Origin of the sequence: Klebsiella sp. C283, from assembly GCF_048822555.1 — a bacterium.
In the GTDB taxonomy this organism is placed as follows: Bacteria; Pseudomonadota; Gammaproteobacteria; order Enterobacterales; family Enterobacteriaceae; genus Klebsiella; species Klebsiella quasipneumoniae.
Map to the genome: position 1 here is coordinate 195,158 of NZ_JBMEZS010000011.1, position 26,064 is coordinate 221,221.

The following is a 26,064-nucleotide window of genomic DNA, read 5'->3' on the forward strand; positions in this document are numbered from 1 at the left end:
GGCGTTATTGTGACTAAATCATAATAACGTCACTCGTTGTCAAACGATAGCGATCGCATTAAGCTAAACGGATGACGAAAAATACCCCCACCCCAGCAAGCCGTGGCCCCCTTGACCACAGCGTTCGCGACCAGATTCTTGACGCGGCCATGGCGCACTTTAGTCGCTATGGCTATGAAAAGACCACGGTCACCGATCTCGCCAAAGCAATAGGCTTTTCCAAAGCCTATATCTATAAGTTTTTCGACTCCAAGCAGGCGATTGGCGAGGCAATCTGCGCCAGCCGGCTGGAGAAGATCATGGTGGCCGTCAGCGAGGCCATCGCCGATGCCCCCTCCGCCAGCGAAAAGCTGCGCCGCCTCTTCCGGGCGCTGACCGAGGCCGGCAGTGAACTGTTTTTCGAGGATCGCAAACTGTACGATATCGCTGCCGTCGCGGCGCGCGATAAATGGCCATCAACGGAGCAGTACGCCGGTCATCTGCAGCAGCTGATTGGTCAAATTCTTGTCGAAGGCCGCCAGGCGGGCGAGTTCGAGCGCAAAACTCCGCTGGATGAGGCGACCCTGGCGGTCTATATGGTGATGTGTCCTTTCATCAACCCGGTGCAGCTGCAATACAATCTCGACACCGCGCCTACCGCGGCGGTGCTGCTTGCCTCCCTCATCCTGAGAAGTCTCTCCCCCTGATTGGTGACTATTGACTTTATTGGTCACTCGTCTGAGAATGCGCTCACCAACCGGTCTTTTCATTAAGGTGACCCATGCTCAGGCTCAACGCCGTCCATTTTGCCGTCTGCCTCCTGCCGCTGGCCCTCACGGGCTGCGGCGAACCTGCCGACCATGACGATCCCCGCACGCGGCCGCCGCTGGTGCGGGTGGCCACCGTTGAGCGCGCGGAGGCCAGCTCGCGGGCCTTTACCGGCGTGGTGGTAGCTCGTACCCAAAGCGACCTCGGCTTCAGGGTGGCGGGAAAAGTCCTTGAGCGGCTGGTAGAGACCGGGCAGAGCGTCCGGCGCGGTCAACTGCTGTTGCGCCTGGATCCGGCCGATCTTGCCCTGCAGGCGCAGTCCCAACAGCGGGCGGTCGACGCCGCGCGGGCACGAGCCAAAAAGGCGGCTAACGATCTGGCCCGCTATCGCGGCCTGGTGGCCAGCGGCGCCGTCTCGGCGGCGGAGTTCGATCAGATCAACGCGGCGGCAGAGGCGGCGAGAGCCGACCTCAGCGCGGCCCAGGCGCAGGCAAACGTGGCGCAAAACGCCACCGGCTATGCTGGACTGCTGGCGGATGCTGACGGCGTGGTGGTGGATACGCTCGCCGAGCCGGGGCAGGTGGTCAGCGCCGGGCAGGTGGTGATCCGCCTGGCCCGGGCGGGGCAGCGCGAAGCGCGGGTGCAGCTTCCGGAGACGCTGCGCCCGGCGGTCGGCAGCGAGGCGCTGGCGACACGCTATGGCAGCGAATCTCAGCCGGTCACCGCAACCCTGCGCCTGCTTTCGGACGCGGCTGACGCCGCCACTCGCACCTTTGAAGCGCGCTATGTGCTGAACGGCGCGCTGGCGAACGCCCCGCTGGGGTCTACCGTAACCCTGCGCATCGGCAACGACCAGGGGCCAGGCGAGGTGCTGGAGGTGCCCCTGGCGTCGGTCTACGATCCGGGCAACGGCCCTGGCGTCTGGCGCGTTGCCTCCCGCCCGGCCACCGTCTCCTGGCAACCGGTGACGGTGATCGGCCTGAATGATGAAACGGCGCGGGTGACCGGTCCGCTGAAGCCCGGGGAGCCGATCGTCGCTCTGGGCGCCCATCTTCTGCACCAGGGCGAGACGGTGCGGCTGGCGGAACGACGCGAGCATACTGCCGCCGGGAGCCAGCCATGAGCGACGGACGTTTTAATCTCTCCGCGCTGGCCGTCCGCGAGCGGTCGGTGACCCTGTTTTTGATTATCCTTATTTCGGTCGCCGGGCTGGTGGCCTTCTTCGGGCTCGGGCGGGCGGAAGATCCGCCCTTCACGGTCAAGCAAATGACGGTCATCACCGTCTGGCCGGGCGCCACCGCGCAGGAGATGCAGGATCAGGTCGCCGAGCCGCTGGAGAAACGGCTCCAGGAGCTGAAGTGGTACGATCGCACCGAGACCTATACCCGCCCCGGGATGGCGCTAATCACCTTATCGCTGCAGGATCAGACCCCGCCTTCCGAGGTGCCGGAGCAGTTTTATCAGGCGCGCAAGAAGCTGGGCGATGAGGCGAAAAACCTGCCTGCCGGCGTCTCCGGTCCGATGATGAATGACGAATTCGCCGATGTCACCTTTGCCCTTTTTGCGCTGAAGGCGCGGGGAGAGCCGCCCCGGCAGCTGGTGCGTGACGCCGAAACCCTGCGCCAGCAGCTGCTGCATGTTCCCGGGGTGAAAAAAGTGAATATTCTCGGCGAACAGGCGGAGCGCATTTATCTCTCGTTTTCTCATGACCGTCTCGCCACCCTGGGGCTCTCGCCGGAGGCGATTTTTGCCGCGCTGAACAGTCAGAATGTGCTGACCGCGGCCGGGGCTATCGAGACCCGCGGCGGGCAGATCTTTATCCGCCTCGACGGGGCGTTCGACCGCCTGCAGCAGATCCGCGACACGCCGATAATTGCCGGGGGCAGAACGCTGAAGCTCGCCGATGTCGCCACGGTTGAGCGGGGGTATGAAGATCCCGCCACCTTCCTGATCCGCAATCAGGGCGAACCAGCGCTGCTGCTCGGCGTGGTGATGCGCGAGGGCTGGAATGGACTGGCGCTGGGGAAAGCGCTGGACGCCGAAACGGCCAGCATCAATCAGAGCCTGCCGCTCGGCATGTCGTTGACGAAAGTGACCGATCAGTCGGTGAATATCAGCGCCGCGGTCGATGAGTTCATGATCAAATTTTTTGTCGCCCTGCTGGTGGTGATGGCGGTGTGCTTTGTCAGCATGGGATGGCGCGTGGGGGTGGTGGTCGCGGCGGCGGTGCCGCTCACCCTGGCCGTAGTGTTTGTGGTGATGGCGGCCACCGGCAAAAACTTCGACCGCATCACCCTCGGGTCGCTGATCCTCGCCCTGGGGCTGCTGGTGGATGATGCCATTATCGCCATCGAAATGATGGTGGTCAAAATGGAGGAGGGGTACGACCGCCTCAAAGCCTCGGCTTATGCCTGGAGCCATACCGCGGCGCCGATGCTGGCCGGCACCCTGGTGACGGCGGTGGGCTTTATGCCCAACGGGTTTGCGCAATCCACCGCCGGGGAGTATGCCAGCAATGTGTTCTGGATCGTCGGTATCGCGCTAATTGCCTCCTGGATTGTGGCGGTGATTTTTACCCCCTGGCTGGGCGTGCACCTGCTGCCGGAGAGGAAGTCCGCGGCGGCGGGCCACGCCGCGCTGTACGACACCCCACGCTATCAGCGCTTTCGCCGGCTGCTGACCCGGGTTATCGCCCGCAAATGGCGCGTGGCCGCCGGGGTGGTGGTGCTGTTTATGGTGGCGTTACTGGGAATGAGCGTGGTGAAAAAGCAGTTTTTCCCCACCTCCGATCGCCCGGAAGTGCTGGTTGAGGTGCAGATGCCTTACGGGTCGTCGATTATTCAGACCAGCGCCGCGACGGCGAATATTGAGCGCTGGCTGCAGCAGCAGCCGGAGGCGAAGATTGTCACCAGCTATATCGGCCAGGGCGCGCCGCGCTTTTACCTGGCGATGGCCCCGGAGTTGCCGGACCCCTCCTTTGCCAAACTGGTGGTATTGACCGACGGCCCGGCCTCTCGCGAGGCGCTTAAGCTGCGGCTGCGGGAGGCGGTGGCCAATGGCCTGGCGCCGCAGGCGCGGGTGCGCGTCACGCAGCTGGTTTTTGGTCCTTATTCGCCGTATCCGGTCGCCTGGCGGGTGATGGGGCCCGATCCGCATACCCTGCGCGACATCGCCGATCGGGTGAAATCGGTGCTGCAGGCCAGTCCGCTGATGCGCACCGTCAATAGCGACTGGGGTTCGCGCGTGCCGGTGATGCATTTCAGCCTCAATCAGGACCGGCTGCAGGCGAGTGGGCTCAGCTCCCAGGCCGTCGCCCGGCAGCTGCAGTTCCTGCTGTCAGGGATCCCCATCACCACCGTCCGGGAAGATATTCGCGCCGTGCAGGTCATCGGCCGCGCGGCGGGGGATATCCGTCTGGATCCGGCGAAAATCGCCGATTTCACCCTGGTGGGCAGCGACGGGCAGCGAGTTCCCTTGTCGCAGATCGGTGAAGTCGAGATCAGGATGGAAGAACCCCTGCTGCGTCGTCGCGACCGCACGCCGACCATTACCGTCCGGGGCGATGTCGCGGATAACCTGCAGCCGCCGGATGTCTCCACCACGCTGATGACGTCGCTGCAGCCCATTATCGACTCCCTGCCGCCGGGGTATCGCATCGAGACGGCGGGGTCAATCGAGGAGTCCGGCAAAGCCACCCGGGCGATGGTGCCGTTATTTCCGATCATGATCGCCCTCACGCTGCTGATCATTATCCTGCAGGTGCGCTCCCTGTCGGCGATGGTCATGGTCTTCCTGACCGCCCCGCTGGGGCTGATTGGCGTGGTGCCGACGCTGCTGCTGTTCAATCAGCCGTTTGGCATCAATGCCCTTGTGGGCCTGATCGCCCTGTCGGGGATCCTGATGCGAAATACGCTGATCCTGATTGGTCAAATCCACCATAACCAGCAGGCGGGGCTCGATCCGTTCCACGCGGTGGTGGAGGCGACGGTGCAGCGAGCCCGCCCGGTTCTGCTGACCGCGCTGGCGGCGATCCTGGCGTTCATTCCGCTGACGCATTCGGTTTTCTGGGGGACGCTCGCCTATACGCTGATTGGCGGGACGCTGGGGGGAACCATCATGACCCTTATCTTCCTGCCGGCCACGTATGCGATCTGGTTCCGCATCCTCCCGGAGCGCCCGGCTGACGCAGCGCAACGGCCGGCGCTGGACCCGCAGGGGTAATTTCGGTTGCCGGGCCAAGGCACGCGGTCAGGCCCGGCCCCGGGCTGCGTCAGGCAGATAGGGATACCGGGACCGCACGGCTGCACTGTTGATCTTTTTCCAGCCGGTCGAGGCAATCGAGGCTGATGGCCGAGGGGGAGGTGGCGCCGGTGAGGGTCATGGTGACCTTCATATCCTCGGCAAATAAGCGCAGCAGGTGCGCCACGCCCGCTTCGCCCGCGGCGGCCAGGGCATAAATATAGGCCCGACCAAGCAGGACCCCCTTCGCGCCGAGGGCGAGCAGGCGAATAACGTCCACGCCGGAGCGCACTCCGGAGTCGGCTAGGACCGTCAAATCGTCGCCGACCGCCTCCGCCACCCGCGGCAGCGCCCGGGCGGTGGGGATGGCGCCATCGAGCTGTCTGCCGCCGTGATTGGAGACCACAATGCCGTCGGCGCCCAGCCGCACGGCATTGCGCGCATCCTCGGCATCAAGGATCCCTTTGATGATCAGCTTTCCTGGCCAGCTGTCGCGGATCCACTCCAGATCGTGCCAGGCGATGGACGGGTCGAAGTTGTTGCTGATGAACCCCATATAGTCGTCCATGGTCATTTTGTGGCCGGTATAGGCTTCGATATTACCGAACGACAGAGGCCTGCCCGCCAGGCCGACGTTCATTGCCCAGCGCGGGTGGGTGCAGGCCTGAAGATACTGTCGCAAGGTGGCGTGCGGCCCGGACATTCCTGAGCGGTTGTCCCGATACCGTGAGCCGGGGATCGGCATATCGACAGTGAATACCAGGGTTTTCATGCCGGCGGCCCAGGCGCGCTCCAGCGCGTTACGCATGTAGCCGCGATCTTTCAGGACGTACAGCTGGGACCAGAGCGCGCCGCTGGCGTGGCTCGCCACCTCCTCAATGGAGCAGACCGACACGGTGGACAGCGTGTAAGGGATCCCGGCGCGGGAGGCGGCGCGGGCCGCCTGGACTTCGCCGCGGCGGGCATACATGCCGGTGGCGCCGACCGGCCCCAGCGCCACGGGCATCGCCCATGGGGCATCAAGGATGGTGGTGGCCAGCGTCGGTTCACCCGCCCCGCACAGCACGCGCTGGCGAAGGGCGACCGAGGCGAGCTCGGCGGCATTGGCGTTCATGGTATTTTCTGCCACCGCGCCACCGTCAATATAGTCAAAAAGGAAACGGGGCAGACGGCGACGAGCGGCTTCGCGATAATCGCTGGGGGCTGAAACAATCATAATTATATCCTTACGTCTTTTAACCTAAGTGGATGTTCTGCAGGCAAAAAAACTATAGGCTTCTTAAAATCGTTGGGGAAATGAAATATTAGCATCTCAGCCATTCCCTAATGGAATAATCTGGATTCGTCGCTTAAAGGGTTATTTCTTTTTTTTGCCTCAGGCACGCGCGTTATTTTTATTTATTTCCGCGAAGCGTGAATTCGGCCAAATAAAAGACCCGACGTGGTGCGATAGCGTTATGCGCTATCGCCATAGCAAGGAAGCGTGGTCAGCGCGGCGCCTGACTTTTCCAGCAAGCGTAAAGAAAGTGAATTTGAAATGGAGCAGTGGCTATCTTTTGCTAGCCTTTCTGAGGAGGACAGACGGAGCGACACCATGAAAGATAAAGATGAACAAACGGCATTGATTGGCATGGCTATCGGCGCGGCGGTCATTAGCTTAGTGGCGACCCAAAAGCAGATTAATCAGGGGAGTATCGTGGATGAACTGGTGCGGCTGGGCAGACAGAAGGGGGATGGGGTGGAGGATGAGGTCTTTGTCCAGGCCGCCCGCCTGGTGAGAAAAGGGACCTAGCCAACCGATAGCCTTCCTGACTACCCGTTTCATCGCGGTTTACATCCCCCCCGATCGCGGCCACGTCCCCGCCAGGCCGCGACCGCCCCTGCCGAAAGCGTCGCGCCTTGACGCTTTCTTCTCACGCTTTCTCATTTCGCAGACCAGCGCCTGTTCAGCGCGCTGGCTGCTTAGTGACGCCGTCACTTTTTCCGTTTCTGCACCAGGGTGAATCAGGAAGGTGGTCTGCTGCTATCGCATAAATCGGTATTTTCGATACATCTTTGCCATTGCGTGCGGTAACAGAACAATATCAGAATAACATATTATAAATCATATGATTAGGTTCCACTTGCGTACCCTGATAATCCCCGGGCAAGGGTCTATGCTTATAAAAAGCGCTAAATGAGGCAATACCCCTGCTGGAGAAGGGTTGAAGTGATAATCATTATCACTAACATGGCGGTATGCCTTGATGGCGCCAACCTGGAGGTCTATCGATGGAAGTACAAGCAGGAACCTTTAATCCCGCCGATTTCAGCTGGCAGGGACTGACCATGACGCCGGCCGCTGCCGCGCATATTCGCGATCTGATGCGTAAGCAGCCGGATAAAAAGGGGCTACGGCTGGGTATCAAAACCAGCGGCTGCGCCGGTTTTGGCTATGTGCTCGAAATGATTGCCGAGCCGGCGCCAGACGATCTGCTCTTTGAATCTGACGGGGCGAAGCTGTTTGCGCCGCTGCAGGCGATGCCGTTCATTGACGGCACGGAGCTGGATTACGTCCGGGAAGGTTTAAATGAAATCTTTAAATTTCATAACCCGAAAGCGCAGCACGAGTGCGGCTGCGGCGAAAGTTTTGGGGTGCAGGCGGAGTAACTATGTCGCGTAATACTGAAGCAACAGACGATGTCAAAACCTGGACCGGCGGCCCACTCAATTATAAAGAGGGCTTTTTCACTCGCCTGCAGACCGATGAGCTGGCCAAAGGCATTAATGAAGAGGTGGTTCGCGCCATCTCCGCCCGTCGCAATGAGCCGCAGTGGATGCTGGAGTTCCGGCTCAATGCCTACCGGGCGTGGCTGGAGATGGAAGAGCCGCACTGGCTGAAGGCGCATTACGATAAGCTGAATTATCAGGATTACAGCTACTATTCCGCCCCCTCCTGCGGCAACTGCGATGAGACCTGCGCCTCCGAGCCCGGCGCGGTGCAGCAGACCGGGGCCAACACCTTCCTGACCAGCGAGGTGGAAGAAGCCTTTAACCAGCTGGGCGTGCCGGTGCGCGAAGGGCGCGAGGTGGCGGTGGACGCGATTTTCGACTCGGTGTCGGTGGCGACCACCTACCGTGAAAAGCTGGCGGAGCAGGGGATCATCTTCTGCTCTTTCGGCGAGGCGATCCACGACCATCCGGAACTGGTGAAAAAGTATCTGGGGACCGTGGTGCCGGGCAATGACAACTTCTTTGCCGCGCTGAACGCCGCGGTGGCTTCGGATGGCACCTTTATCTATGTGCCGAAGGGCGTCCGCTGTCCGATGGAGCTGTCGACCTATTTCCGCATCAACGCCGAAAAGACCGGCCAGTTTGAACGCACCATTCTGGTGGCCGATGAAGGCAGCTACGTCAGCTACATTGAGGGCTGCTCGGCGCCGGTGCGCGACAGCTATCAGCTGCACGCCGCGGTGGTGGAAGTCATCATTCATAAAGACGCGGAAGTGAAATACTCCACGGTGCAGAACTGGTTCCCGGGGGATAACAACACCGGCGGGATCCTCAACTTTGTCACCAAGCGCGCCCTATGCGAAGGGGAGAACAGCAAAATGTCATGGACCCAGTCGGAAACCGGCTCGGCCATCACCTGGAAATACCCCAGCTGCATCCTGCGCGGCGATAACTCAATCGGCGAATTCTTTTCGGTGGCGCTGACCAGCGGCCATCAGCAGGCGGACACCGGCACCAAAATGATCCATATCGGCAAGAACACCCGCTCGACCATTATCTCGAAAGGGATCTCCGCCGGACACAGCCAGAACAGCTATCGCGGGCTGGTCAAAATCATGCCGACCGCGACTAACGCCCGCAACTTCACCCAGTGCGATTCGATGCTGATCGGCCCGGACTGCGGGGCGCATACCTTCCCGTATGTGGAATGTCGCAACAACAGCGCCCAGCTGGAGCACGAAGCGACCACCTCGCGGATCGGTGAGGACCAGCTGTTCTACTGCCTGCAGCGCGGGATCAGCGAAGATGATGCCATCTCGATGATCGTCAACGGCTTCTGTAAAGACGTCTTCTCCGAACTGCCGCTGGAGTTCGCCGTCGAAGCGCAAAAATTGCTGGCCATTAGCCTTGAGCATAGCGTCGGCTGATAATTAAGGAAAAAAGATGTTAAGTATTCAAGATTTACACGTCGCCGTCGAAGATAAAGCGATCCTGCGCGGGCTGAACCTTGAGGTGCGTCCGGGGGAGGTCCACGCCATTATGGGGCCGAACGGCTCGGGGAAAAGCACGCTTTCGGCCACCCTGGCCGGGCGCGAAGATTACGAGGTTACCGGCGGCAGCGTCGAATTTAAGGGCAAAAACCTGCTGGAGCTCGCCCCGGAAGATCGCGCCGGGGAAGGCATCTTTATGGCCTTCCAGTATCCGGTGGAGATCCCCGGCGTCAGCAACCAGTTCTTCCTGCAGACCGCGCTGAATGCCGTGCGCAGCTATCGCGGCCAGGAGCCGCTGGATCGCTTCGACTTTCAGGATTTAATGGAAGAGAAAATCAGGTTGCTGCAGATGCCGGAAGATCTGCTGACCCGTTCGGTGAACGTGGGTTTCTCCGGCGGCGAGAAAAAGCGCAACGACATTCTGCAGATGGCGGTGCTTGAGCCGGAGTTGTGCATTCTCGATGAATCGGATTCCGGGCTCGACATCGATGCCCTGAAAATCGTCTCCCAGGGCGTGAACGCGCTGCGCGACGGCAAACGCGCCTTCATCATCGTCACTCACTATCAGCGCATCCTTGACTATATCAAGCCGGACTATGTCCATGTGCTGTATCAGGGGCGGATTGTGAAGTCGGGGGATTTCACTCTCGTCAAACAGCTGGAGGAGCAGGGCTATGGCTGGCTTACCGAACAGCAGTAATGCGCTGCAGCAGTGGCACCATCTGTTTGAAGCGCAGGGCGACCAGCGTACGCCGGAGGCCAGCCAGCATCTGCAGCAGCTGTTGCGCCTGGGTCTGCCGACGCGCAAGCAGGAGGACTGGAAATACACCCCGCTGGACGCGCTGATTAACGGCCGCTTCGTCGCCGATGAGGGAGCGTCGATCAGCGCCGAACAGCGTGACGCGCTGGCGCTGCCGCTGGACGCCTGGCGACTGGTGTTTATCGACGGTCGCTATCATCCTGAGCTGAGCGACGATCTCGCCGCCAGTGGCGTGGAGGTCAGTGTCGATAACCAGCGCCAGCATCTGCCGGATGCCCTCCAGCCGGAGGTGTTTCTCCATCTGACCGAAAGCCTGGCGCAGACGGTGACCCGCCTTCGCGTGCCGCGCAACCGCCGCCTGGATAAGCCGCTGCTGCTGATGCATATCACCCGCGGCCTGGCTGGCGATGCGCTGAATACCGCCCACTATCGTCACCATCTGGCGCTGGAGAGCGGGGCGGAGGCGACGATTGTCGAGCACTATCTTAGCCTTGATGAGCAACCGCACTTCACCGGCGGGCGGCTGACCATGACGGTGGCGGACAACGCGCGCCTGCAGCACATCAAGCTGGCGTTCGAGAACGCGCACAGCTACCACTTCGCCCATAACGACCTGCTGCTGGGCCGCGACGCCTCGGCTTTCAGCAGCAGTTTCCTGCTCGGCGGTCAGGTGCTGCGTCATCACACCAGCACGCGTCTGGGCGGCGAAAACAGCGACCTGCGTCTTAACTCGCTGGCGATGCCGGTGAAAAATGAGGTCTGCGATAGCCGCACCTGGCTGGACCACCAGGTGGGGTACTGCACCAGCCGCCAGCTGCACAAAACCATTGTCAGCGATAAGGGCCGGGCGGTGTTTAACGGGCTGATCAACGTCGCGCCGCATGCGCTGAAAACCGACGGCCAGATGACCAACAACAATCTGCTGCTCGGGCGGCTGGCGGAGGTCGACACCAAACCGCAGCTGGAGATTTACGCCGATGACGTGAAATGCAGCCACGGGGCGACGGTAGGGCGCATTGACGAAGAACAGCTGTTCTATCTGCGCTCGCGCGGGATTGAACAGCAGGCGGCGCAGCAGATGATCCTCTACGCCTTCGCCGCCGAGCTTACCGAAGCTATCCGCAGCGACGCGCTCAGAGAGCAGGTGCTGGCGCGGATTGGAGAGCGTTTGCCGGGAGGCACAGCATGACATTTTCAGTAGAACGGGTTCGCGCCGATTTTCCGGTACTGAGCCGGGAGGTCAACGGCCAGCCGCTGGTCTATCTTGACAGCGCCGCCAGCGCCCAGAAACCGGAGGCGGTGATTGGCGCCGAAGCGGAATTCTATCGCCACGGCTACGCGGCGGTGCATCGTGGGATCCATACCCTCAGCGCGGAAGCCACCGCGCGGATGGAGGCGGTGCGCCAGCAGGCGGCCATCTTCCTTAACGCCGGCTCGGCGGAGGAGCTGGTATTCGTGCGCGGCACCACCGAGGGCATTAACCTGGTGGCCAACAGCTGGGGAAACGCCAACGTCGGCGCCGGGGATAACATCATCATCAGCGAGATGGAGCACCACGCCAACATCGTACCGTGGCAGATGCTCTGCGCCAGGGTAGGGGCTGAGCTGCGGGTGATCCCCCTCAACCCGGACGGCACCCTGCAGCTGGACGTGGTTCCCGGGCTGTTTGACCAGCGTACCCGCCTGCTGGCGATAACCGAAGTCTCCAACGTGCTGGGGACGGAAAACCCGCTGTCGGCGCTGATTGCCCTTGCGCATCAGCATGGCGCGAAAGTGCTGGTGGACGGCGCCCAGGCGGTGATGCACCACCCGGTGGACGTTCAGGCGCTGGGCTGCGATTTTTATGTCTTCTCCGGCCATAAACTGTACGGCCCGACCGGGATCGGCGTGCTCTACGCCCGGGCCGAGCTGCTGCAGACAATGGCGCCATGGGAAGGGGGCGGGTCGATGATCGCCACCGTCAGCCTGACGGAGGGCACCACCTGGAACCAGGCGCCCTGGCGCTTTGAGGCCGGCACGCCGAATACCGGGGGGATCATTGGCCTCGGCGCGGCGCTGAGCTACGTCAGCCAGCTGGGACTGACCCAGATCGCCGAATACGAGCAGACGCTGATGCGCTACGCGCTGGAGGCCCTGCGCGCGGTGCCGGATCTGATCCTCTACGGTCCGGCGCAGCGCAAAGGGGTGATTGCCTTTAACCTCGGCCAGCATCACGCCTATGACGTCGGCAGCTTCCTCGATAACTACGGGATCGCCGTGCGGACCGGGCATCACTGCGCCATGCCGCTGATGGCCCGCTATCAGGTACCGGCCATGTGTCGGGCGTCGCTGGCGATGTACAATACCACGGAAGAGGTGGACCGCCTGGTGGCCGGCCTCCAGCGGATCCACAAACTATTAGGGTAAAGGACGTGACGATGGCGGCATTACCGGACAAAGACAAACTGTTGCGCAATTTTAGCCGTTGCGCCAACTGGGAAGAGAAGTATCTCTATATCATTGAGCTGGGCCAGCGGCTGCCGCCGCTGAGCGCCGAGGAGCACAGCCCGCAGAACATTATTCAGGGCTGTCAAAGCCAGGTGTGGATCGTGATGGCGCAGGAGCCTTCCGGCGTTGTCACCCTGCGCGGCGACAGCGATGCGGCGATTGTCAAAGGGCTGATTGCGGTGGTGTTTATCCTTTATGACCGGATGACCGCCCAGGACATCACCGAGTTCGACGTCCGCCCGTGGTTTGAAAAAATGGCCCTCACCCAGCATCTTACCCCCTCCCGCTCGCAGGGCCTCGAAGCCATGATCCGCGCGATACGCGCGAAAGCCGCAAATATTAGCTAGAATAAACAGGTAGATTTCATTCTGTTACGTCCGGCAGGGCGCTGCCCCTGCCGCCGTTCAGTCTCCTGGCGTTTTATCAGCGAAAGAAGGAATCTCAGTATGAAACGCAAAACGATGATCGCTTTAGCCCTTCTCGGCGCCCTTGGCGCCACCCCGGCCGCCTGGGCCGTCGATTACCCGCTGCCTCCGGCCAACAGCCGGCTGATTGGCCAGAACCAGTACTGGACGGTTCAGGAGAGCGATCGCAACCTGCAGGCGATTGCCCGCCATTTCGATACCGCGGCGATGCTGATCCTTGAAGCCAACGATACCATCGCGCCGGTGCAGCCGAAGCCCGGGACCCAGGTGCTGATCCCTTCTCAGATGCTGCTGCCCGACGTGCCGCGGGAGGGGATTGTCGTCAACCTCGCGGAGCTGCGGCTGTACTACTTCCCGCCGGGAGAGAATCAGGTCCAGGTTTATCCCCTGGGCATCGGCCAGTTAGGGCTGGAAACGCCGGAGATGACCACCCGCGTCGGGCAGAAGATCCCTAACCCGACCTGGACACCCACCGCCGGCATCCGCGCGCGCTCGCTGGAGAAAGGGGTGACGCTCCCGGCGGTGGTGCCGGCCGGGCCGAATAACCCGCTGGGCCGCTATGCGCTGCGTCTTGCCTACGGTAACGGCGAATATCTCATCCACGGGACTAACGCGCCGGACAGCGTTGGGCTGCGCGTCAGCTCGGGCTGTATGCGGATGAACGCCGATGACATCAAGGCGCTGTTCAGTCAGGTGAAAACCGGGACGCCGGTGCGGATTATCAATCAGCCGGTGAAGTTTGCCGTCGAGCCGGATGGTAAACGTTACGTAGAGGTCCACAGGCCGCTGTCGCAGACGGAAGGGGAAAACACCCGGACCATCGCTTACACGCTGCCAGCGGCGTTTCACGCCTTCGCAGAGGATAAAGCGGTGGATGACCTGCAGCTGAAAAAAGCGATGTCGAGAAGGGCGGGCTATCCGGTGGTGGTATCGACGGGGGCGGGTAGCGCGGCGACGTCGCTGTCGGCGCAGAACAGTTCGTCTGACAACGGCCTGCTCACCCAGTAGCCCTCAGCGCGAGGGCAAAAAAAATGGCGCACAGAGTGCGCCATTTTTATTACCAGAACTCTTACTTACGGTAAGAGTGAGCCTGGTTGTCCAGACGCTGGTTAGCGCGAGCTGCGTCGTCTTTAGCAGCCTGAACGTCGGAACGCATTGCGTTCACGTCGTTGCTCAGCTGGTCAACTTTAGCGTTCAGAGTCTGAACGTCAGAAGACAGCTGATCGATTTTAGCATTGCTGGAGCAACCAGCCAGCAGAGTAGAACCCAGGATTACCGCGCCCAGTACCAGTTTAGTACGATTCATTATTAATACCCTCTAGATTGAGTTAATCTCCATGTAGCGTTACAAGTATTACACAAACTTTTTTGGGATGAGAATATTTTTTTTACCTGAACGCACTTATTTTTGATCGTTCGCTCAAAGAAGCATCGAATTGGTCAAAATCGCTGAAAAAGGCGAGTGAAAACAGCGCGCTTCCATCGGATTCATCTTAGATAATCTCTTATTAAATAGTAAATTCCGATTTGCATTTTTAATAGGAAGAGCTAGTCGATGAATAAAAAAAAGCGCCCCGAGAGGCGCTTTATTAAAAAAAAACCAATTAACCTGTAAATTATTACAGCACGTGCACGGAAGCGGTATTAGTGGTGCCGCTCGGGACTAATGCGCCAGAGACCATCACCACCACGTCGCCTTTGCGCGCGAGGCCGCTCTTCAGCGCCAGATCTTTACCCAGGTGATAGAAATCATCCGTAGAGGCAATCTCTTCCACCAGCTGCGGCACAACGCCCTTGCTCAGCACCAGCTGGCGAGCAGTGGTTTCGTTGGTGGTCAGCGCCAGGATGGTGGCATCCGGGAAGTATTTACGCACAGCGCGTGCGGATTTACCGCCCTGGGTGGCGACCACGATCAGCGGCGCTTCCAGTTTCTCAGCGGTTTCTACCGCGCCGCGGCACACCGCTTCGGTGATGCGCAGTTTACGGTTGTCGTTGTTGAAATCCAGACGGCTGGTCATGACGCGGTCGGTACGTTCGCAGATGGTCGCCATGATGGTGACCGCTTCCAGCGGGTATTTACCTTTCGCCGATTCGCCGGACAGCATTACCGCATCGGTGCCGTCGAGGATGGCGTTGGCCACGTCGCCGGCTTCAGCGCGGGTCGGACGTGGGTTTTTGATCATGGAGTCCAGCATCTGGGTCGCGGTGATAACCACTTTGCGCGCGCGGATACATTTTTCGATGATCATTTTCTGCGCGAAGATCACTTCTTCAACCGGGATCTCAACGCCCATGTCGCCACGAGCAACCATGATGCCGTCAGAGGCTTCGAGGATTTCGTCGAAGTTGTTCAGGCCTTCCTGGTTTTCGATTTTGGAGATGATCTGGATGTTTTCGCCGCCGTGGGCTTTCAGGTGCTCACGGATCTCGACGACGTCGGAACGCTTACGGATGAAGGAGGCCGCGACGAAGTCCACGCCCTGTTCGCAACCGAAGATCAGGTCCTGTTTGTCTTTTTCCGCCAGCGCCGGCAGGGCGATAGAGACGCCCGGCAGGTTCACGCCTTTGTTCTCGCCAAGGTCGCCGTTGTTCAGCACTTTACAGATAACTTTGTTGCCTTCGATAGCGGTCACTTCCATGCCGATCAGGCCATCGTCCACCAGAACGGTGTTGCCGACGCTCAGGTCAGAGGTGAAGCCTTCATAGGTTACCGCAACGATTTCGCTGTTGCCGATGACCGATTTATCGGTGGTGAAGGTGAAAGTCTGGCCCGCTTTCAGGGAGACGTCGTTGCCGCCTTCCAGCTTGATGGTACGAATTTCCGGTCCTTTGGTGTCCAGCAGAATAGCGGCTTTCTTACCGGTTTTGCTCATCACATTGCGCAGGTTCTGGATGCGCTGACCGTGTTCCGCATAGTCACCGTGGGAGAAGTTCAGACGCATCACGTTCATGCCGGCTTCCAGCATTTTGGTCAGCATCTCTTCAGATTCGGTTTTCGGACCGATGGTGCAAACAATTTTGGTCTTTTTCATGACAGTTTTAGTCTTTAAGTTGTGAAGGATATGGAATTCTCGCTCCGCGGGCGCACTGCCGGGGAGCCAAACCTGTATTACGAAAGTTGCTAAGCCACGCCCTAAGGATAGGTGACAACTCCGAAGCGTGCAGAAGAATGTGTGCTGGCGGTTCAGCCCATGAAATGTGGCAAGGTGTTATGCGTTTTATCATGCAGTCCAATGCGCTGAAACCATTCAAGAAAGAATCGAAGCGCATTATACGCTGGCGAAATCAAAAAGGAAAATAAAAACCTCGTTTCAAATTATGGACAAAACGCGTAACAAAACCGGCACGTTATGCATAAAACTATGCAACACATTTTTTCAACAGGCGGGATGAAAAGGGGCGGCGGAAAGGGAATTTTCTCCCGTTATGAGGCGGTAAAATGCGCCATTGACCCGGTAACGGGAGGATGATTTGCGTTGCCGGAAAAATCTATCAATAATGATTTGATTGATAATGAGAAAATGCGAGCCAGACTCAATGGGAAATAAAGCGAAAGACGACGAGCTGTACCAGGAAATGTGCCGCGTGGTGGGCAAAGTGGTGCTGGAGATGCGTGACCTTGGCCAGGAGCCGAAACACATTGTCATCGCCGGCGTTCTGCGCACCTCGCTGGCGAACAGCAAAATCCAGCGTTCACCGCTCACCGAGGAGGCAATGGCGAAGGTCATTCACGCCCTCTCCGGACACTGACGCCTTTCGCCGGCGGGTCAGGAAATCACGAAGCGGACCACCGCCCGGACGGCAATGTCGCAGTGGTGGGCCACCATCGCTTCATCGTCAATGGCGGGCAGCGGATCGTCAAGGTACAGACTGCTGAAGGTGTAGAAATTCGACACCTGATAAAAGCTAAAGCTGCTGATTAACCGGTGAACATCGCGCGCTTCCAGCCCCGTCTGAAAGACCCCCTGCTGCTGGCCGCGCTGCAAAATGTCTTCCAGAATCGACAGGGCGGTACGATTCAGCGGCTTCAGCTCTCCCGAGGTCTTCAGCCACTTGCCGCGCTGCATGTTCTCCATGCAAATCACCCGCATATAGTCCGCGTGGGTGGCGTGATAGCGCACGCTCCAGCGCACCAGCCGCACCAGCGCCTCTACCGGCGGTACATTCTCCAGCCCCAGCTGCTGCTCGGTTTCGCGGATCCGCGCATACACATGCTGCAGCACCTCCTGATAGAGCTGCTCTTTGCTTTTGAAGTAGTAGACCACCATGCGCTTGGTGGTCTGCGCCTCGGTGGCGATCTGCTCCATGCGGGCGCCTGACAGCCCGTGTTCGGCAAAGACGGCGATAGCGGCGCTGAAGATCCGCTCCTTCAGAGATTGTGCTTCATCATGAGCAACGGCGGTCATGGCAACTCCTTTTTCTTGGGTGACAAAAAATACACATAATGATCACAATTTAGCAACCTGGTATGGCGCAAATGAACCAAATGATACATATTCAAGGCTCACGTCAGCTGTTGACCCGAGGACCTTATGCTGCGCTCTATCGCCACCGTTTCGATTTCCGGCACCCTGCCAGAGAAGCTGCACGCTATTGCGGCGGCGGGGTATCAGGGTGTGGAAATTTTCGAGAACGATCTGCTCTATTATACGGGGACGCCGGCGGAAATCCGCCAGCTGGCCGCCGATTTAGGGTTAAAAATCACGCTTTTTCAACCCTTTCGCGATTTTGAAGGCGCCAGCCGGGCGCAGTTTGCGGCCAATATGGCCCGCGCCAGACGCAAATTTGCGCTGATGCGCGAGCTGGGCTGCGACACGCTGCTGCTGTGCAGCAATGTGCAGCCGGACTGCTCGGCGGATAGCGAACTGCAGGTGGCGGACCTGCGGGCGCTGGCCACGCTGGCGGAAGAGGAGGGGATCGCTATCGGCTATGAGGCGCTGGCCTGGGGAACCCATGTGAACCGCTGGCAGCAGGCCTGGGAGCGGGTGCAGCGGGTGGACAGCCCGGCGCTGGGCCTGGTGCTCGACAGCTTCCATATCCTGGCCCGGGGCGACACCCTCGACGCGCTGCCATCGGTGCCAGTGGAGAAAATCACCTTCGTTCAGCTCGCCGATGCGCCGTATATGAAAATGGATCTCCTGGAGTGGAGTCGCCATTTCCGCTGCTTCCCCGGGCAGGGGGAGCTGCCGCTGGAGGCGTTTGCCGAGCAGATCACCCGCTGCGGCTATCGCGGCCCCTGGTCGCTGGAGATCTTTAATGACGGTTTTCGCGCCTCGCCGAACGGCGCGACGGCCAAAGATGGCTATCGTTCGCTGCTGTGGCTGGAGGAGCAGACTCGTCGCCGGCTCCCGGCGTGCGATGCCGATCTGTTTTCACCGCCGCCACCGCCGGTCTGTCACGGGCTGGAGTTTATCGAATTCGCCGCCAGCGTCGCCGAGGTGCAGCGCCTGGGGCAGCACCTGCAGGCGCTGGGTTTTCAGCACGAGGGAAGCCACCGCTCCAAACAGGTCACGCTGTGGCGCAACGGCGGGGCGCGGATCGTGATTAACCATCAGCCCCACAGCTGGGCCGATCACTTTTATCAACGCCACGGGGTATCGCTCTGCGCGATGGCGCTGCGGGTCGACAGCAGTGCGCCGATTGTCGCTCGCGCCCGCGCGCTGGGGTATGCCACCTGGCAGGGCGACGCCGGGCCGAACGAAACGCCGATCCCGGCGATCTGCGCCCCTGACGGCAGCCTGGTCTATCTCATCGACGCCGGGGAGGCGATCTACGAGCGCGACTTTCTCCTGCGCGATGGCGTGACGGTGCGCGAAGATTACCTCGGCATCGACCATCTGGCGCTGGGGATGGAAGCCGACAGCCGCGACAACTGGGTAATGTTCTTCCGCACGGTGTTTGGGTTTACGCTCGAACATGAGCAGACGCTGCCGGATCCCTATGGGCTGGTGCGTAGTCTGGCGGTGCGCAGCCCGCAGGGGGAGATCCGCCTGGCGCTGAATATCTCCCAGAGCCGGGCGACGCAGATCGCCCGCTCGGTCGCCTGCTACCAGGGGGCGGGGCTGCAGCATGCCGCCTTTGCCTGCCGCGATCTGCCGGCCACCTGCGACCAGCTCGCCGCGGTTGCCGATCATGCGCTGCCGATCCCGGCCAATTACTATGACGATCTGCTGGCGCGCTTTGGCGGCGAGCTGGACGTCGGGCAGCTCCAGCGGCGGCAGCTCCTCTACGACCGCGATCCGCAGGGCGGAGCGTTCCTGCATCTGTATACCCGGCCCTTCATCGCCGGGCGCTTCTTCTTTGAATTAACCGAACGACGGGCAGGCTACGCGCTCTATGGCGCGGCGAATGCGGCCGTTCGTCTGGCGGCGATGCAGTATTGTTAGCCTGAATCAAATGGTTCATTATGCCTGAAACACAATAACAACACCCTCTGTACCCGAGACAGGAACCGACTATGAGCTCATATAGCCCTAACCCGACGGCCGCCGCCCAGCCAGCCGTCACCGCGCGCCGCTCCCGGCGGCGCATCGGCATTCTTGCGCTGCTGGCCATCGGCACCATGATCAACTACCTCGATCGCACCGTGCTGGGGATCGCCGCCCCAAAGCTGACCGGTGAGCTGGGGATCGACCCTGCGCTCATGGGGATCCTCTTCTCCGCTTTCGCCTGGACCTACGCTCTGGCGCAGATCCCCGGCGGGCTGTTTCTCGACCGTTTTGGCAACAAAGTGACCTATTTTCTGTCGCTGACCCTGTGGTCGCTGTTTACCCTGTTCCACGGCATGGCGGTGGGGCTGAAGACGCTGCTGCTGTGCCGTTTCGGGCTTGGCGTCAGCGAAGCGCCGTGCTTTCCGGTGAACAGCCGGGTGGTCAGCGCCTGGTTCCCGCAGCAGGAGCGCGCGAAGGCCACGGCGGTGTACACCGTGGGGGAATACCTCGGGCTGGCCTGCTTTGCCCCGCTGCTGTTCTGGATCATGGACGGCTTCGGCTGGCGGGCGCTGTTCGTCAGCGTCGGCGTGGTGGGCATTCTGTTCGCCCTGGTGTGGTGGCGCTGCTATCGCGAACCGCATGAAGACCCTCGTCTCAGCCAGCAGGAGCGCGAGCATATCGAAAACGGCGGCGGCCTGAGCGCCCCAGCCGACCAGCAGGTGGCGTTCAGCTGGCCGCTGGTCCGCCAGCTGCTAAGCAAACGTCAGATCATCGGCGCCAGTATCGGCCAGTTTGCCGGCAATACGGTGCTGGTGTTCTTTCTCACCTGGTTTCCCACCTGGCTGGCCACCGAACGCCATATGCCGTGGCTGAAGGTCGGTTTCTTTTCCATCCTGCCGTTTGTCGCCGCCGCCGGCGGGGTGATGTTTGGCGGCTGGATCTCCGACAAGCTGCTTAAAGCCACCGGGTCGGCCAACCTGGGGCGTAAGCTGCCGATCGTCGCCGGCCTGCTGATGGCCAGCTGCATCATCACCGCCAACTGGCTGCAGAGCGACCTGGCGGTGATCCTGGTGATGTCGTTTGCCTTTTTTGGCCAGGGGATGGTGGGCCTCGGCTGGACGCTGATCTCCGACATCGCCCCGAAGGGGCTGGGCGGGCTCACCGGCGGCCTGTTCAACTTTTGCGCCAACCTCGCGGGGATCCTCACTCCGCTGGTGATCGGCTTTATCGTCGCCGGGTTCGGCAATTTCTTCTACGCGTTGATCTACATCGGCGGCGCCGCGCTGCTGGGCGTGGCGGCCTATCTGTTTATCCTCGGCGACGTCAAACGTATCGAGTTATCGCAGTAAGCAAAGGAGCAAGGCATGGTGATTAGTGGGAATACGCGGCTGATAGCGCATCTTGGCTATCCGACCGCCAGTTTTAAGGCGCCGATGATCTACAACCCGTGGTTTGTCGACCAGCAGGTGGACGTGAAGGTGGTGCCAATGGGCGTCAGGCCGGAGGACTATGCCGCGTTTATTCCGCCGCTGTTTACGATGACCAATATCATCGGCGCGCTGGTGACGATGCCGCATAAAATCGCCACCTGCGATCTGGTGCAACGCCTGAGCCCGACGGCGGCTATCGCCGGCGCCTGCAACGCCATCCGTCGCGAGGCGGACGGCAGCCTCTCCGGGGACATGTTCGATGGCGACGGCTTTGTGCTGGGCCTGCGCCGTAAGGGATTTCAGCCTGAGGGGACGAGGGCGCTGGTGGTCGGCAGCGGCGGGGTGGGGTCGGCTATCGCCGCCTCCCTTGCGGCTGCAGGGGTCAGCGCCCTGACCCTGTACGATACCCGTCCCGAGGTGGCGCACGCCCTCGCTGGACGGCTGCATCAGCACTATCCACAGCTCGATATCACTCTGATGCAGCACGATCCTGCCGGACACGAGCTGGTGGTCAACGCCACGCCGCTGGGGATGAAGGTCAGCGATCCGCTGCCGCTGGACGTTGACCGTCTGGCGCCAGGCACCTGGGTGGGGGAGGTGGTGATGACCCAGGAGTATACTCCGCTGCTGAGAGCCGCCCAGGCGCGACAGTGCCACATCCAGCGCGGGACCGACATGCTGTTTGAAATGATCCCTGCCTATCTGCGCTTTTTCGACCTGCCGGTAGCCACCCCCGAACAGCTGCGGGCGCTGGCGGAAATTCGCTACTGACGCGACGCCCGTCCGGCCGCACCGCGCAGTGTGGCCGGGTTTATCATCACGTTATCTGCAGGCGGTTTCTCACACGCCAGCGGACGTTCAGGGCATTTCGTACCACACTTCTTCATCCTCCATGCGGGCTTCTATCTGGCCCGCCACCCTCTGCAGCGCGGAGAGATGCTTCTGCGCCGCCTGCTCAATGGTCATGGCGCTGGCGATATAGACCAGGTTGAGGCAGCCGATGACCCGCTGCTGGCTGCAGACCGGCACGGCGATAGAGGCGATTTTCTCCTCCTGCCGCCAGCCGCGGAAATTTTCGCCATAGCCGTTCTGGCGGGTGCGGGCGAGGATCGTCGCCAGCCGTTCCGGTTCGCGAGCCAGCTGATATTCCGCTTCCGGACGGGCGGCCAGCATGCTGAGTATGGCGTCGCGCTCCGCGTCGGGGGCAAAGGCCAGCCATGTCAGACCGGAGGCGGTGAGCAGCAGCGGCAGTCGACGTCCTACCATCGCCCGGTGAAACGACAGCCGACTGAAGCGGTGGGTGGTTTCGCGCACCACCATGGCGTCGACGTCGAGGGTGGTGATATCCGTCGGCCACTGGACCTCGCGCAGCAGTTCCCCGAGCAGCGGCGTGGCGAGGGCAGAAATCCAATGTTCGTCACGAAATCCGTCGCTCAGCTGGCGGACGTTAATGGTCAGACGAAAGCTGTCATCGGAGCGGCTGCGGCGGACAAAACCTTCCTCCTGCAGCGTCTCCAGCAGCCGGCGCACGGTGGTGCGATGCAGGCCGCTAAACTCCGCCAGCAGGCCGGGCGTCGCGCCGCCGTCGAATTTATTTAACAATTTTAATAACAATAAACCCCGGCTTAATCCGCGCACCGTTTTGTACTCAGTGGCCCCATCATCACGCATAAATCCTTCCTTAAAATGCTTTATAAACAGCGATGTGCACCTGGTGCACATTCAGCGATGTTTTGATTGTAGCCGAAAACACCCGCCCTATACTCAGCCCATTATAAAAATACGTTTACACATGATTAACAAATTGCCTGTCAGCCGGGCAGTTTCCGAGTCGTGAGGTCGCTGAGAATGACAACATCTACACCCGATATTCAACCCGCCGTGCAGCATACCGCCCAGGTCGCCATCGCCGGCGCCGGTCCGGTAGGCCTGATGATGGCCAACTACCTTGGCCAGATGGGCATCAGCGTGCTGCTGGTGGAAAAGCTCGACAAACTGATCGATTACCCGCGGGCCATCGGTATTGACGATGAATCGCTGCGGGCGATGCAGGCGGTGGGGCTGGTGGATGACGTGCTGCCGCACACCACGCCGTGGCACGCCATGCGCTTTCTGACCCCGAAGGGCCGCTGCTTTGCCGACATCCAGCCGATGACCGATGAGTTTGGCTGGTCGCGGCGCAATGCCTTTATTCAGCCGCAGGTGGATGCGGTGATGTATCACGGCCTGCAGCGTTTCCCACAGGTCCGTTGCCTCTTCTCCCGCGAAGTGGAAGCCTTTAGCCAGAGCAGTGACAGTGTCACGTTAAATATCAAAGGACCGGACGGCGAGCGGGAGACAGTGCGCGCTGACTGGCTGGTGGCCTGCGACGGCGGCGCTAGCTTTATTCGCCGCACGCTGAACGTCCCTTTCGAAGGCAAGACCGCGCCGAACCAGTGGATCGTCATCGATATCGCCAACGATCCGCTGGCCACCCCGCACGTCTACCTGTGCTGCGACCCGGTGCGGCCCTATGTTTCCGCCGCGCTGCCCCACGGCGTGCGCCGCTTTGAATTTATGGTGATGCCCGGGGAAACCGAAGCCCAGCTCAGCGAGCCGCACAATATGCGCCGTCTGCTGAGCAAAGTGCTGCCGGACCCGGATCGCGTCGAGCTGATCCGCCAGCGGGTCTACACCCATAACGCGCGCCTTGCCGAGCGCTTTCGCATTGACCGGGTGCTGCTGGCCGGCGACGCCGCGCACATCATGCCGGTCTGGCAGGGCCAGGGATACAACAGCGGCATGCGTGACGCCTTCAACCTGGCGTGGAAGCTGGCGCTGGTGGTCAACGGCAAAGCGGGAGAGGCGCTGCTTGACAGCTACCAGCAGGAGCGTCGCGACCACGCGAAGGCGATGATTGACCTGTCGGTCACCGCCGGTCACGTGCTGGCGCCGCCGAAGCGCTGGCAGGGCGCGGCGCGCGATGGCCTCTCCTGGCTGCTGAACTACCTGCCGCCGGTGAAACGTTACTTCCTCGAAATGCGCTTTAAGCCGATGCCGCAGTATCGCGAAGGGGCGCTGCTGACCGACGGCGCAGGCAAAGCCTCGCCGGTGGGCAAAATGTTTATTCAACCGCAGGTGACGCTGGAGAACGGTGAGAGTCTCCTGCTCGATGAGGTTATCGGGGCGAATTTCGCCATTATCGGCTGGGGCTGCAACCCGCAGTGGGGGCTCGACGCCGTGCAGATCGCCCGCTGGCGCGCGATAGGGGTGCGCTTTATCCAGGTCGTGCCGGAGGTGCAGATCCATCGCGAGCAGGATAACGCCCCGGGCACGCTGCGGGTGGGGGATAAGCAAAACCGTCTGAAGAGCTGGTTTGCGCAACATAACACCGCCATCGCCGTGGTCAGGCCGGACCGCTTTGTCGCCGCTCTCGCTATCCCGCAAACCCTCGGCGCGCAGCTGACCGCCCTGGCGGAAAAAATGACCCTTGCGGCCGGGGATACCGGCCACGCTGAAGAGAAGGTGGCCTGATATGCATGCCTATGTACACTGTCTGTCGCACACCCCGCTGGTGGGATTCGTTGACCCGGAGCAGGCGGTCCTCGATGAGGTGAACGGGGTGATTGCCGACGCCCGGCGGCGGATCGCTGAATTCGATCCCGAGCTGGTGGTGCTCTTCGCCCCCGATCACTACAACGGTTTTTTCTATGACGTGATGCCGCCGTTCTGCCTGGGCGTCGGCGCCACCGCCATCGGCGACTTCGCCAGCGCCGCCGGCGACCTGCCGGTGCCCACCGAGCTGGCGGAAGCCTGCGCCCACGCCGTGATCAACAGCGGCATCGACCTGGCGGTGTCGTACAACATGCAGGTGGATCATGGCTTCGCCCAGCCGCTGGAGTTTTTGCTGGGTGGGCTGGATCGCCTGCCGGTGCTGCCGGTGTTTATTAACGGCGTCGCCGCGCCGCTGCCGGGTTTTCAACGCACCCGGCTGCTGGGCGAGGCGATGGGCCGCTTCCTCAACACCCTCAATAAGCGGGTACTGATCCTCGGCTCTGGCGGGCTTTCGCACCAGCCGCCGGTGCCGGAGCTGGCGAAGGCGGACGCCCATCTGCGCGACCGCCTGCTCGGCAGCGGCAAACAGCTGCCGCCGGACGAACGCGAGCTGCGCCAGCAGCGGGTGATCAGCGCCGCCCGACGGTTTACCGAAGACCAGCGCTCGCTCCATCCCCTCAACCCGGTCTGGGACAACCGCTTTATGAGCCTGCTGGAGCAGGGGCGGCTGAGCGAACTGGACGCGATCGGCAACGACGAGCTGTCGGCGATGGCCGGCAAATCGACGCACGAAATTAAGACCTGGGTGGCCGCCTTTGCCGCGCTATCCGCTTTTGGCCACTGGCGCAGCGAAGGCCGCTATTACCGGCCGATCCCCGAGTGGATCGCCGGATTCGGCTCGCTGAGCGCCACCACCGAGATTTGATTAACCGGGAGACTAACATGAGCTATCAACCGCAAACCGAAGACGCCACCAGCCGATTCCTCAACGTCGACGAGGGAGGCCGCACGCTGCGCATCCATATCAATGACTGCGGCGACGGGGAAGAGACCGTGGTGATGCTGCACGGCTCCGGGCCGGGGGCCACCGGCTGGGCCAACTTCAGCCGCAACATTGACCCGCTGGTCGAGGCGGGCTATCGCGTGCTGCTCCTGGACTGTCCGGGGTGGGGGAAGAGCGATTCGATCGTCAACAGCGGTTCGCGTTCGGATCTTAACGCCCGCATTTTGAAAAGCGTGGTCGATCAGCTGGGGATCGATAAAGTCCATCTGCTGGGCAACTCGATGGGCGGTCACAGCGCGGTGGCCTTCACCCTGAGCTGGCCAGAGCGGGTGGCGAAGCTGGTGCTGATGGGCGGGGGAACCGGCGGCATGAGCCTGTTCACGCCGATGCCGACGGAAGGCATCAAACTGCTGAACGCCCTGTACCGCGAGCCGACCATTGAAAACCTGAAGAAGATGATGAGCATTTTCGTCTTCGACACCCGTGACCTCACCGACGCGCTGTTCGAGGCGCGGCTGAACAATATGCTGTCGCGCCGCGACCATCTGGACAACTTCGTCAAGAGCCTCGAAGCCAACCCGAAACAATTCCCTGACTTTGGCCCGCGGCTTGGCGAGATCGCTGCGCAAACTCTCATCGTCTGGGGACGCAATGACCGCTTCGTGCCGATGGACGCCGGACTACGCCTGCTCGCCGGGATCGCCGGCTCTGAGCTGCACATTTACCGCGACTGCGGCCACTGGGCGCAGTGGGAACATGCCGACAGTTTTAATCAGCTGGTGCTCAATTTCCTCGCACGGGCTTAA

General features: G+C 61.1%; 25 protein-coding genes and 1 pseudogene. 19 read left to right on the plus strand and 7 right to left on the minus strand.

From position 1 onward, the window contains the following. The first annotated feature begins 71 nt into the window (after positions 1 to 71). The 3 genes from ACOI7Z_RS21705 (at position 72) to ACOI7Z_RS21715 (ending at position 4,968) form a co-directional block, all read left to right on the plus strand. Positions 72 to 686, plus strand: coding sequence for a TetR/AcrR family transcriptional regulator (locus ACOI7Z_RS21705; protein WP_032453245.1), 615 nt, complete (start codon positions 72 to 74; stop codon positions 684 to 686). Between the two features lie 74 nt (positions 687 to 760). Further along, complete coding sequence (locus tag ACOI7Z_RS21710; RefSeq protein WP_087849325.1) at positions 761 to 1,870, plus strand: efflux RND transporter periplasmic adaptor subunit; 1,110 nt, start codon at positions 761 to 763, stop codon at positions 1,868 to 1,870. Then, the gene (locus ACOI7Z_RS21715; RefSeq protein ID WP_087849324.1) at positions 1,867 to 4,968 is read left to right on the plus strand and encodes an efflux RND transporter permease subunit; all 3,102 of its coding nucleotides are present in this window, start codon (positions 1,867 to 1,869) and stop codon (positions 4,966 to 4,968) included. Before ACOI7Z_RS21710 ends, ACOI7Z_RS21715 begins: the two co-directional genes overlap by 4 nt. A 49-nt stretch (positions 4,969 to 5,017) precedes the next feature. Here ACOI7Z_RS21715 and lldD read toward each other — a convergent pair whose 3' ends face one another. Then, the gene (gene lldD / locus ACOI7Z_RS21720) at positions 5,018 to 6,202 is read right to left on the minus strand and encodes an FMN-dependent L-lactate dehydrogenase LldD (RefSeq protein WP_087849323.1); all 1,185 of its coding nucleotides are present in this window, start codon (positions 6,200 to 6,202) and stop codon (positions 5,018 to 5,020) included. 290 nt (positions 6,203 to 6,492) lie between these two features. Continuing rightward, positions 6,493 to 6,582: pseudogene (locus ACOI7Z_RS21725) on the minus strand (hypothetical protein); the annotation flags it as partial. On the opposite strand from ACOI7Z_RS21725, the gene ACOI7Z_RS21730 reads away from it, so the two are divergent. The 8 genes from ACOI7Z_RS21730 to ldtE all read left to right on the plus strand — a co-directional run bounded on the left by ACOI7Z_RS21730 (position 6,581) and on the right by ldtE (position 13,868). Beyond that, complete coding sequence (locus ACOI7Z_RS21730) at positions 6,581 to 6,778, plus strand: hypothetical protein (RefSeq protein ID WP_004203090.1); 198 nt, start codon at positions 6,581 to 6,583, stop codon at positions 6,776 to 6,778. The pseudogene ACOI7Z_RS21725 and the gene ACOI7Z_RS21730 sit on opposite strands and share 2 nt — an antisense overlap. Positions 6,779 to 7,257: 479 nt before the next feature. After that, entirely contained in the window at positions 7,258 to 7,635 is a 378-nt protein-coding gene (gene sufA, locus ACOI7Z_RS21735; RefSeq protein WP_004143232.1) for a Fe-S cluster assembly scaffold SufA, read from the plus strand. Positions 7,636 to 7,637: 2 nt separating this feature from the next. Beyond that, positions 7,638 to 9,125: a Fe-S cluster assembly protein SufB gene (sufB, locus tag ACOI7Z_RS21740; RefSeq protein WP_023290077.1), complete on the plus strand. Its 1,488-nt coding sequence runs from the start codon at positions 7,638 to 7,640 to the stop codon at positions 9,123 to 9,125. A 16-nt stretch (positions 9,126 to 9,141) separates the two neighbouring features. Next, the gene (sufC, locus tag ACOI7Z_RS21745) at positions 9,142 to 9,888 is read left to right on the plus strand and encodes a Fe-S cluster assembly ATPase SufC (protein WP_032453238.1); all 747 of its coding nucleotides are present in this window, start codon (positions 9,142 to 9,144) and stop codon (positions 9,886 to 9,888) included. Then, a complete protein-coding gene (sufD, locus tag ACOI7Z_RS21750) occupies positions 9,863 to 11,137 on the plus strand; it encodes a Fe-S cluster assembly protein SufD (protein ID WP_087849322.1) in 1,275 nt (424 codons plus the stop codon). The genes sufC and sufD overlap by 26 nt, the downstream gene beginning before the upstream one ends. Further along, positions 11,134 to 12,354, plus strand: a complete 1,221-nt coding sequence (gene sufS / locus ACOI7Z_RS21755; RefSeq protein WP_044523815.1) for a cysteine desulfurase SufS — start codon at positions 11,134 to 11,136, stop codon at positions 12,352 to 12,354. Before sufD ends, sufS begins: the two co-directional genes overlap by 4 nt. 11 nt (positions 12,355 to 12,365) lie before the next feature. Next, entirely contained in the window at positions 12,366 to 12,782 is a 417-nt protein-coding gene (gene sufE, locus ACOI7Z_RS21760) for a cysteine desulfuration protein SufE (protein WP_048297729.1), read from the plus strand. A 99-nt stretch (positions 12,783 to 12,881) separates the two neighbouring features. Further along, positions 12,882 to 13,868: a L,D-transpeptidase LdtE gene (ldtE, locus tag ACOI7Z_RS21765; RefSeq protein ID WP_023290072.1), complete on the plus strand. Its 987-nt coding sequence runs from the start codon at positions 12,882 to 12,884 to the stop codon at positions 13,866 to 13,868. 61 nt (positions 13,869 to 13,929) lie between these two features. Here ldtE and ACOI7Z_RS21770 read toward each other — a convergent pair whose 3' ends face one another. From ACOI7Z_RS21770 to ACOI7Z_RS21780, 3 genes are all read right to left on the minus strand, one after another. Continuing rightward, entirely contained in the window at positions 13,930 to 14,166 is a 237-nt protein-coding gene (locus ACOI7Z_RS21770; protein WP_002908860.1) for a major outer membrane lipoprotein, read from the minus strand. A 313-nt stretch (positions 14,167 to 14,479) separates the two neighbouring features. After that, positions 14,480 to 15,892: a pyruvate kinase PykF gene (gene pykF, locus ACOI7Z_RS21775; RefSeq protein ID WP_023290071.1), complete on the minus strand. Its 1,413-nt coding sequence runs from the start codon at positions 15,890 to 15,892 to the stop codon at positions 14,480 to 14,482. 7 nt (positions 15,893 to 15,899) lie between these two features. Further along, positions 15,900 to 16,085, minus strand: coding sequence for a hypothetical protein (locus ACOI7Z_RS21780; RefSeq protein ID WP_420702439.1), 186 nt, complete (start codon positions 16,083 to 16,085; stop codon positions 15,900 to 15,902). Here ACOI7Z_RS21780 and ACOI7Z_RS21785 point away from each other — a divergent pair. Further along, the gene (locus ACOI7Z_RS21785; RefSeq protein ID WP_032428887.1) at positions 16,030 to 16,161 is read left to right on the plus strand and encodes a hypothetical protein; all 132 of its coding nucleotides are present in this window, start codon (positions 16,030 to 16,032) and stop codon (positions 16,159 to 16,161) included. The two genes, ACOI7Z_RS21780 and ACOI7Z_RS21785, sit on opposite strands and share 56 nt — an antisense overlap. A gap of 236 nt (positions 16,162 to 16,397) precedes the next feature. Further along, positions 16,398 to 16,610, plus strand: a complete 213-nt coding sequence (gene fumD / locus ACOI7Z_RS21790) for a fumarate hydratase FumD (protein WP_004203074.1) — start codon at positions 16,398 to 16,400, stop codon at positions 16,608 to 16,610. Between the two features lie 17 nt (positions 16,611 to 16,627). Here fumD and ACOI7Z_RS21795 read toward each other — a convergent pair whose 3' ends face one another. Next, positions 16,628 to 17,266 (minus strand): TetR/AcrR family transcriptional regulator, encoded by a 639-nt coding sequence (locus ACOI7Z_RS21795; protein ID WP_044523813.1) that lies wholly within the window; start codon positions 17,264 to 17,266, stop codon positions 16,628 to 16,630. Positions 17,267 to 17,392: 126 nt separating this feature from the next. On the opposite strand from ACOI7Z_RS21795, the gene ACOI7Z_RS21800 reads away from it, so the two are divergent. From ACOI7Z_RS21800 to ACOI7Z_RS21810, 3 genes are all read left to right on the plus strand, one after another. After that, complete coding sequence (locus tag ACOI7Z_RS21800; protein ID WP_087849321.1) at positions 17,393 to 19,246, plus strand: bifunctional sugar phosphate isomerase/epimerase/4-hydroxyphenylpyruvate dioxygenase family protein; 1,854 nt, start codon at positions 17,393 to 17,395, stop codon at positions 19,244 to 19,246. A 71-nt stretch (positions 19,247 to 19,317) separates the two neighbouring features. Further along, positions 19,318 to 20,640, plus strand: coding sequence for an MFS transporter (locus tag ACOI7Z_RS21805; RefSeq protein WP_087849320.1), 1,323 nt, complete (start codon positions 19,318 to 19,320; stop codon positions 20,638 to 20,640). A gap of 15 nt (positions 20,641 to 20,655) precedes the next feature. Further along, a complete protein-coding gene (locus ACOI7Z_RS21810; protein ID WP_032453232.1) occupies positions 20,656 to 21,492 on the plus strand; it encodes a shikimate dehydrogenase family protein in 837 nt (278 codons plus the stop codon). An 87-nt stretch (positions 21,493 to 21,579) separates the two neighbouring features. Here ACOI7Z_RS21810 and ACOI7Z_RS21815 read toward each other — a convergent pair whose 3' ends face one another. Next, positions 21,580 to 22,392, minus strand: a complete 813-nt coding sequence (locus ACOI7Z_RS21815) for a DNA-binding transcriptional regulator (protein ID WP_087849319.1) — start codon at positions 22,390 to 22,392, stop codon at positions 21,580 to 21,582. A gap of 177 nt (positions 22,393 to 22,569) precedes the next feature. Here ACOI7Z_RS21815 and ACOI7Z_RS21820 point away from each other — a divergent pair, with 177 nt between their 5' ends. Genes ACOI7Z_RS21820 through mhpC form a run of 3 tightly spaced genes read left to right on the plus strand, consistent with a single transcriptional unit; the run spans position 22,570 to position 26,064 of the window. Then, the gene (locus ACOI7Z_RS21820; RefSeq protein WP_087849318.1) at positions 22,570 to 24,234 is read left to right on the plus strand and encodes a bifunctional 3-(3-hydroxy-phenyl)propionate/3-hydroxycinnamic acid hydroxylase; all 1,665 of its coding nucleotides are present in this window, start codon (positions 22,570 to 22,572) and stop codon (positions 24,232 to 24,234) included. Between the two features lies 1 nt (position 24,235). Further along, complete coding sequence (gene mhpB, locus ACOI7Z_RS21825; RefSeq protein WP_087849317.1) at positions 24,236 to 25,180, plus strand: 2,3-dihydroxyphenylpropionate/2,3-dihydroxicinnamic acid 1,2-dioxygenase; 945 nt, start codon at positions 24,236 to 24,238, stop codon at positions 25,178 to 25,180. Positions 25,181 to 25,197: 17 nt separating this feature from the next. After that, complete coding sequence (mhpC, locus tag ACOI7Z_RS21830; protein WP_048297720.1) at positions 25,198 to 26,064, plus strand: 2-hydroxy-6-oxonona-2,4-dienedioate hydrolase; 867 nt, start codon at positions 25,198 to 25,200, stop codon at positions 26,062 to 26,064.

Excerpts from the sequence above, each read along its gene's own strand:
- ACOI7Z_RS21705 (WP_032453245.1), top strand. The coding sequence starts at position 72 with ATGACGAAAAATACCCCCACCCCAGCAAGCCGTGGCCCCCTTGACCAC.
- ACOI7Z_RS21710 (WP_087849325.1), top strand. The coding sequence starts at position 761 with ATGCTCAGGCTCAACGCCGTCCATTTTGCCGTCTGCCTCCTGCCGCTG.
- ACOI7Z_RS21715 (WP_087849324.1), top strand. The coding sequence starts at position 1,867 with ATGAGCGACGGACGTTTTAATCTCTCCGCGCTGGCCGTCCGCGAGCGG.
- lldD (WP_087849323.1), bottom strand. The coding sequence starts at position 6,202 with ATGATTGTTTCAGCCCCCAGCGATTATCGCGAAGCCGCTCGTCGCCGT.
- ACOI7Z_RS21730 (WP_004203090.1), top strand. The coding sequence starts at position 6,581 with ATGAAAGATAAAGATGAACAAACGGCATTGATTGGCATGGCTATCGGC.
- sufA (WP_004143232.1), top strand. The coding sequence starts at position 7,258 with ATGGAAGTACAAGCAGGAACCTTTAATCCCGCCGATTTCAGCTGGCAG.
- sufB (WP_023290077.1), top strand. The coding sequence starts at position 7,638 with ATGTCGCGTAATACTGAAGCAACAGACGATGTCAAAACCTGGACCGGC.
- sufC (WP_032453238.1), top strand. The coding sequence starts at position 9,142 with ATGTTAAGTATTCAAGATTTACACGTCGCCGTCGAAGATAAAGCGATC.
- sufD (WP_087849322.1), top strand. The coding sequence starts at position 9,863 with ATGGCTGGCTTACCGAACAGCAGTAATGCGCTGCAGCAGTGGCACCAT.
- sufS (WP_044523815.1), top strand. The coding sequence starts at position 11,134 with ATGACATTTTCAGTAGAACGGGTTCGCGCCGATTTTCCGGTACTGAGC.
- sufE (WP_048297729.1), top strand. The coding sequence starts at position 12,366 with ATGGCGGCATTACCGGACAAAGACAAACTGTTGCGCAATTTTAGCCGT.
- ldtE (WP_023290072.1), top strand. The coding sequence starts at position 12,882 with ATGAAACGCAAAACGATGATCGCTTTAGCCCTTCTCGGCGCCCTTGGC.
- ACOI7Z_RS21770 (WP_002908860.1), bottom strand. The coding sequence starts at position 14,166 with ATGAATCGTACTAAACTGGTACTGGGCGCGGTAATCCTGGGTTCTACT.
- pykF (WP_023290071.1), bottom strand. The coding sequence starts at position 15,892 with ATGAAAAAGACCAAAATTGTTTGCACCATCGGTCCGAAAACCGAATCT.
- ACOI7Z_RS21785 (WP_032428887.1), top strand. The coding sequence starts at position 16,030 with ATGTGTGCTGGCGGTTCAGCCCATGAAATGTGGCAAGGTGTTATGCGT.
- ACOI7Z_RS21780 (WP_420702439.1), bottom strand. The coding sequence starts at position 16,085 with ATGATAAAACGCATAACACCTTGCCACATTTCATGGGCTGAACCGCCA.
- fumD (WP_004203074.1), top strand. The coding sequence starts at position 16,398 with ATGGGAAATAAAGCGAAAGACGACGAGCTGTACCAGGAAATGTGCCGC.
- ACOI7Z_RS21795 (WP_044523813.1), bottom strand. The coding sequence starts at position 17,266 with ATGACCGCCGTTGCTCATGATGAAGCACAATCTCTGAAGGAGCGGATC.
- ACOI7Z_RS21800 (WP_087849321.1), top strand. The coding sequence starts at position 17,393 with ATGCTGCGCTCTATCGCCACCGTTTCGATTTCCGGCACCCTGCCAGAG.
- ACOI7Z_RS21805 (WP_087849320.1), top strand. The coding sequence starts at position 19,318 with ATGAGCTCATATAGCCCTAACCCGACGGCCGCCGCCCAGCCAGCCGTC.
- ACOI7Z_RS21810 (WP_032453232.1), top strand. The coding sequence starts at position 20,656 with ATGGTGATTAGTGGGAATACGCGGCTGATAGCGCATCTTGGCTATCCG.
- ACOI7Z_RS21815 (WP_087849319.1), bottom strand. The coding sequence starts at position 22,392 with ATGCGTGATGATGGGGCCACTGAGTACAAAACGGTGCGCGGATTAAGC.
- ACOI7Z_RS21820 (WP_087849318.1), top strand. The coding sequence starts at position 22,570 with ATGACAACATCTACACCCGATATTCAACCCGCCGTGCAGCATACCGCC.
- mhpB (WP_087849317.1), top strand. The coding sequence starts at position 24,236 with ATGCATGCCTATGTACACTGTCTGTCGCACACCCCGCTGGTGGGATTC.
- mhpC (WP_048297720.1), top strand. The coding sequence starts at position 25,198 with ATGAGCTATCAACCGCAAACCGAAGACGCCACCAGCCGATTCCTCAAC.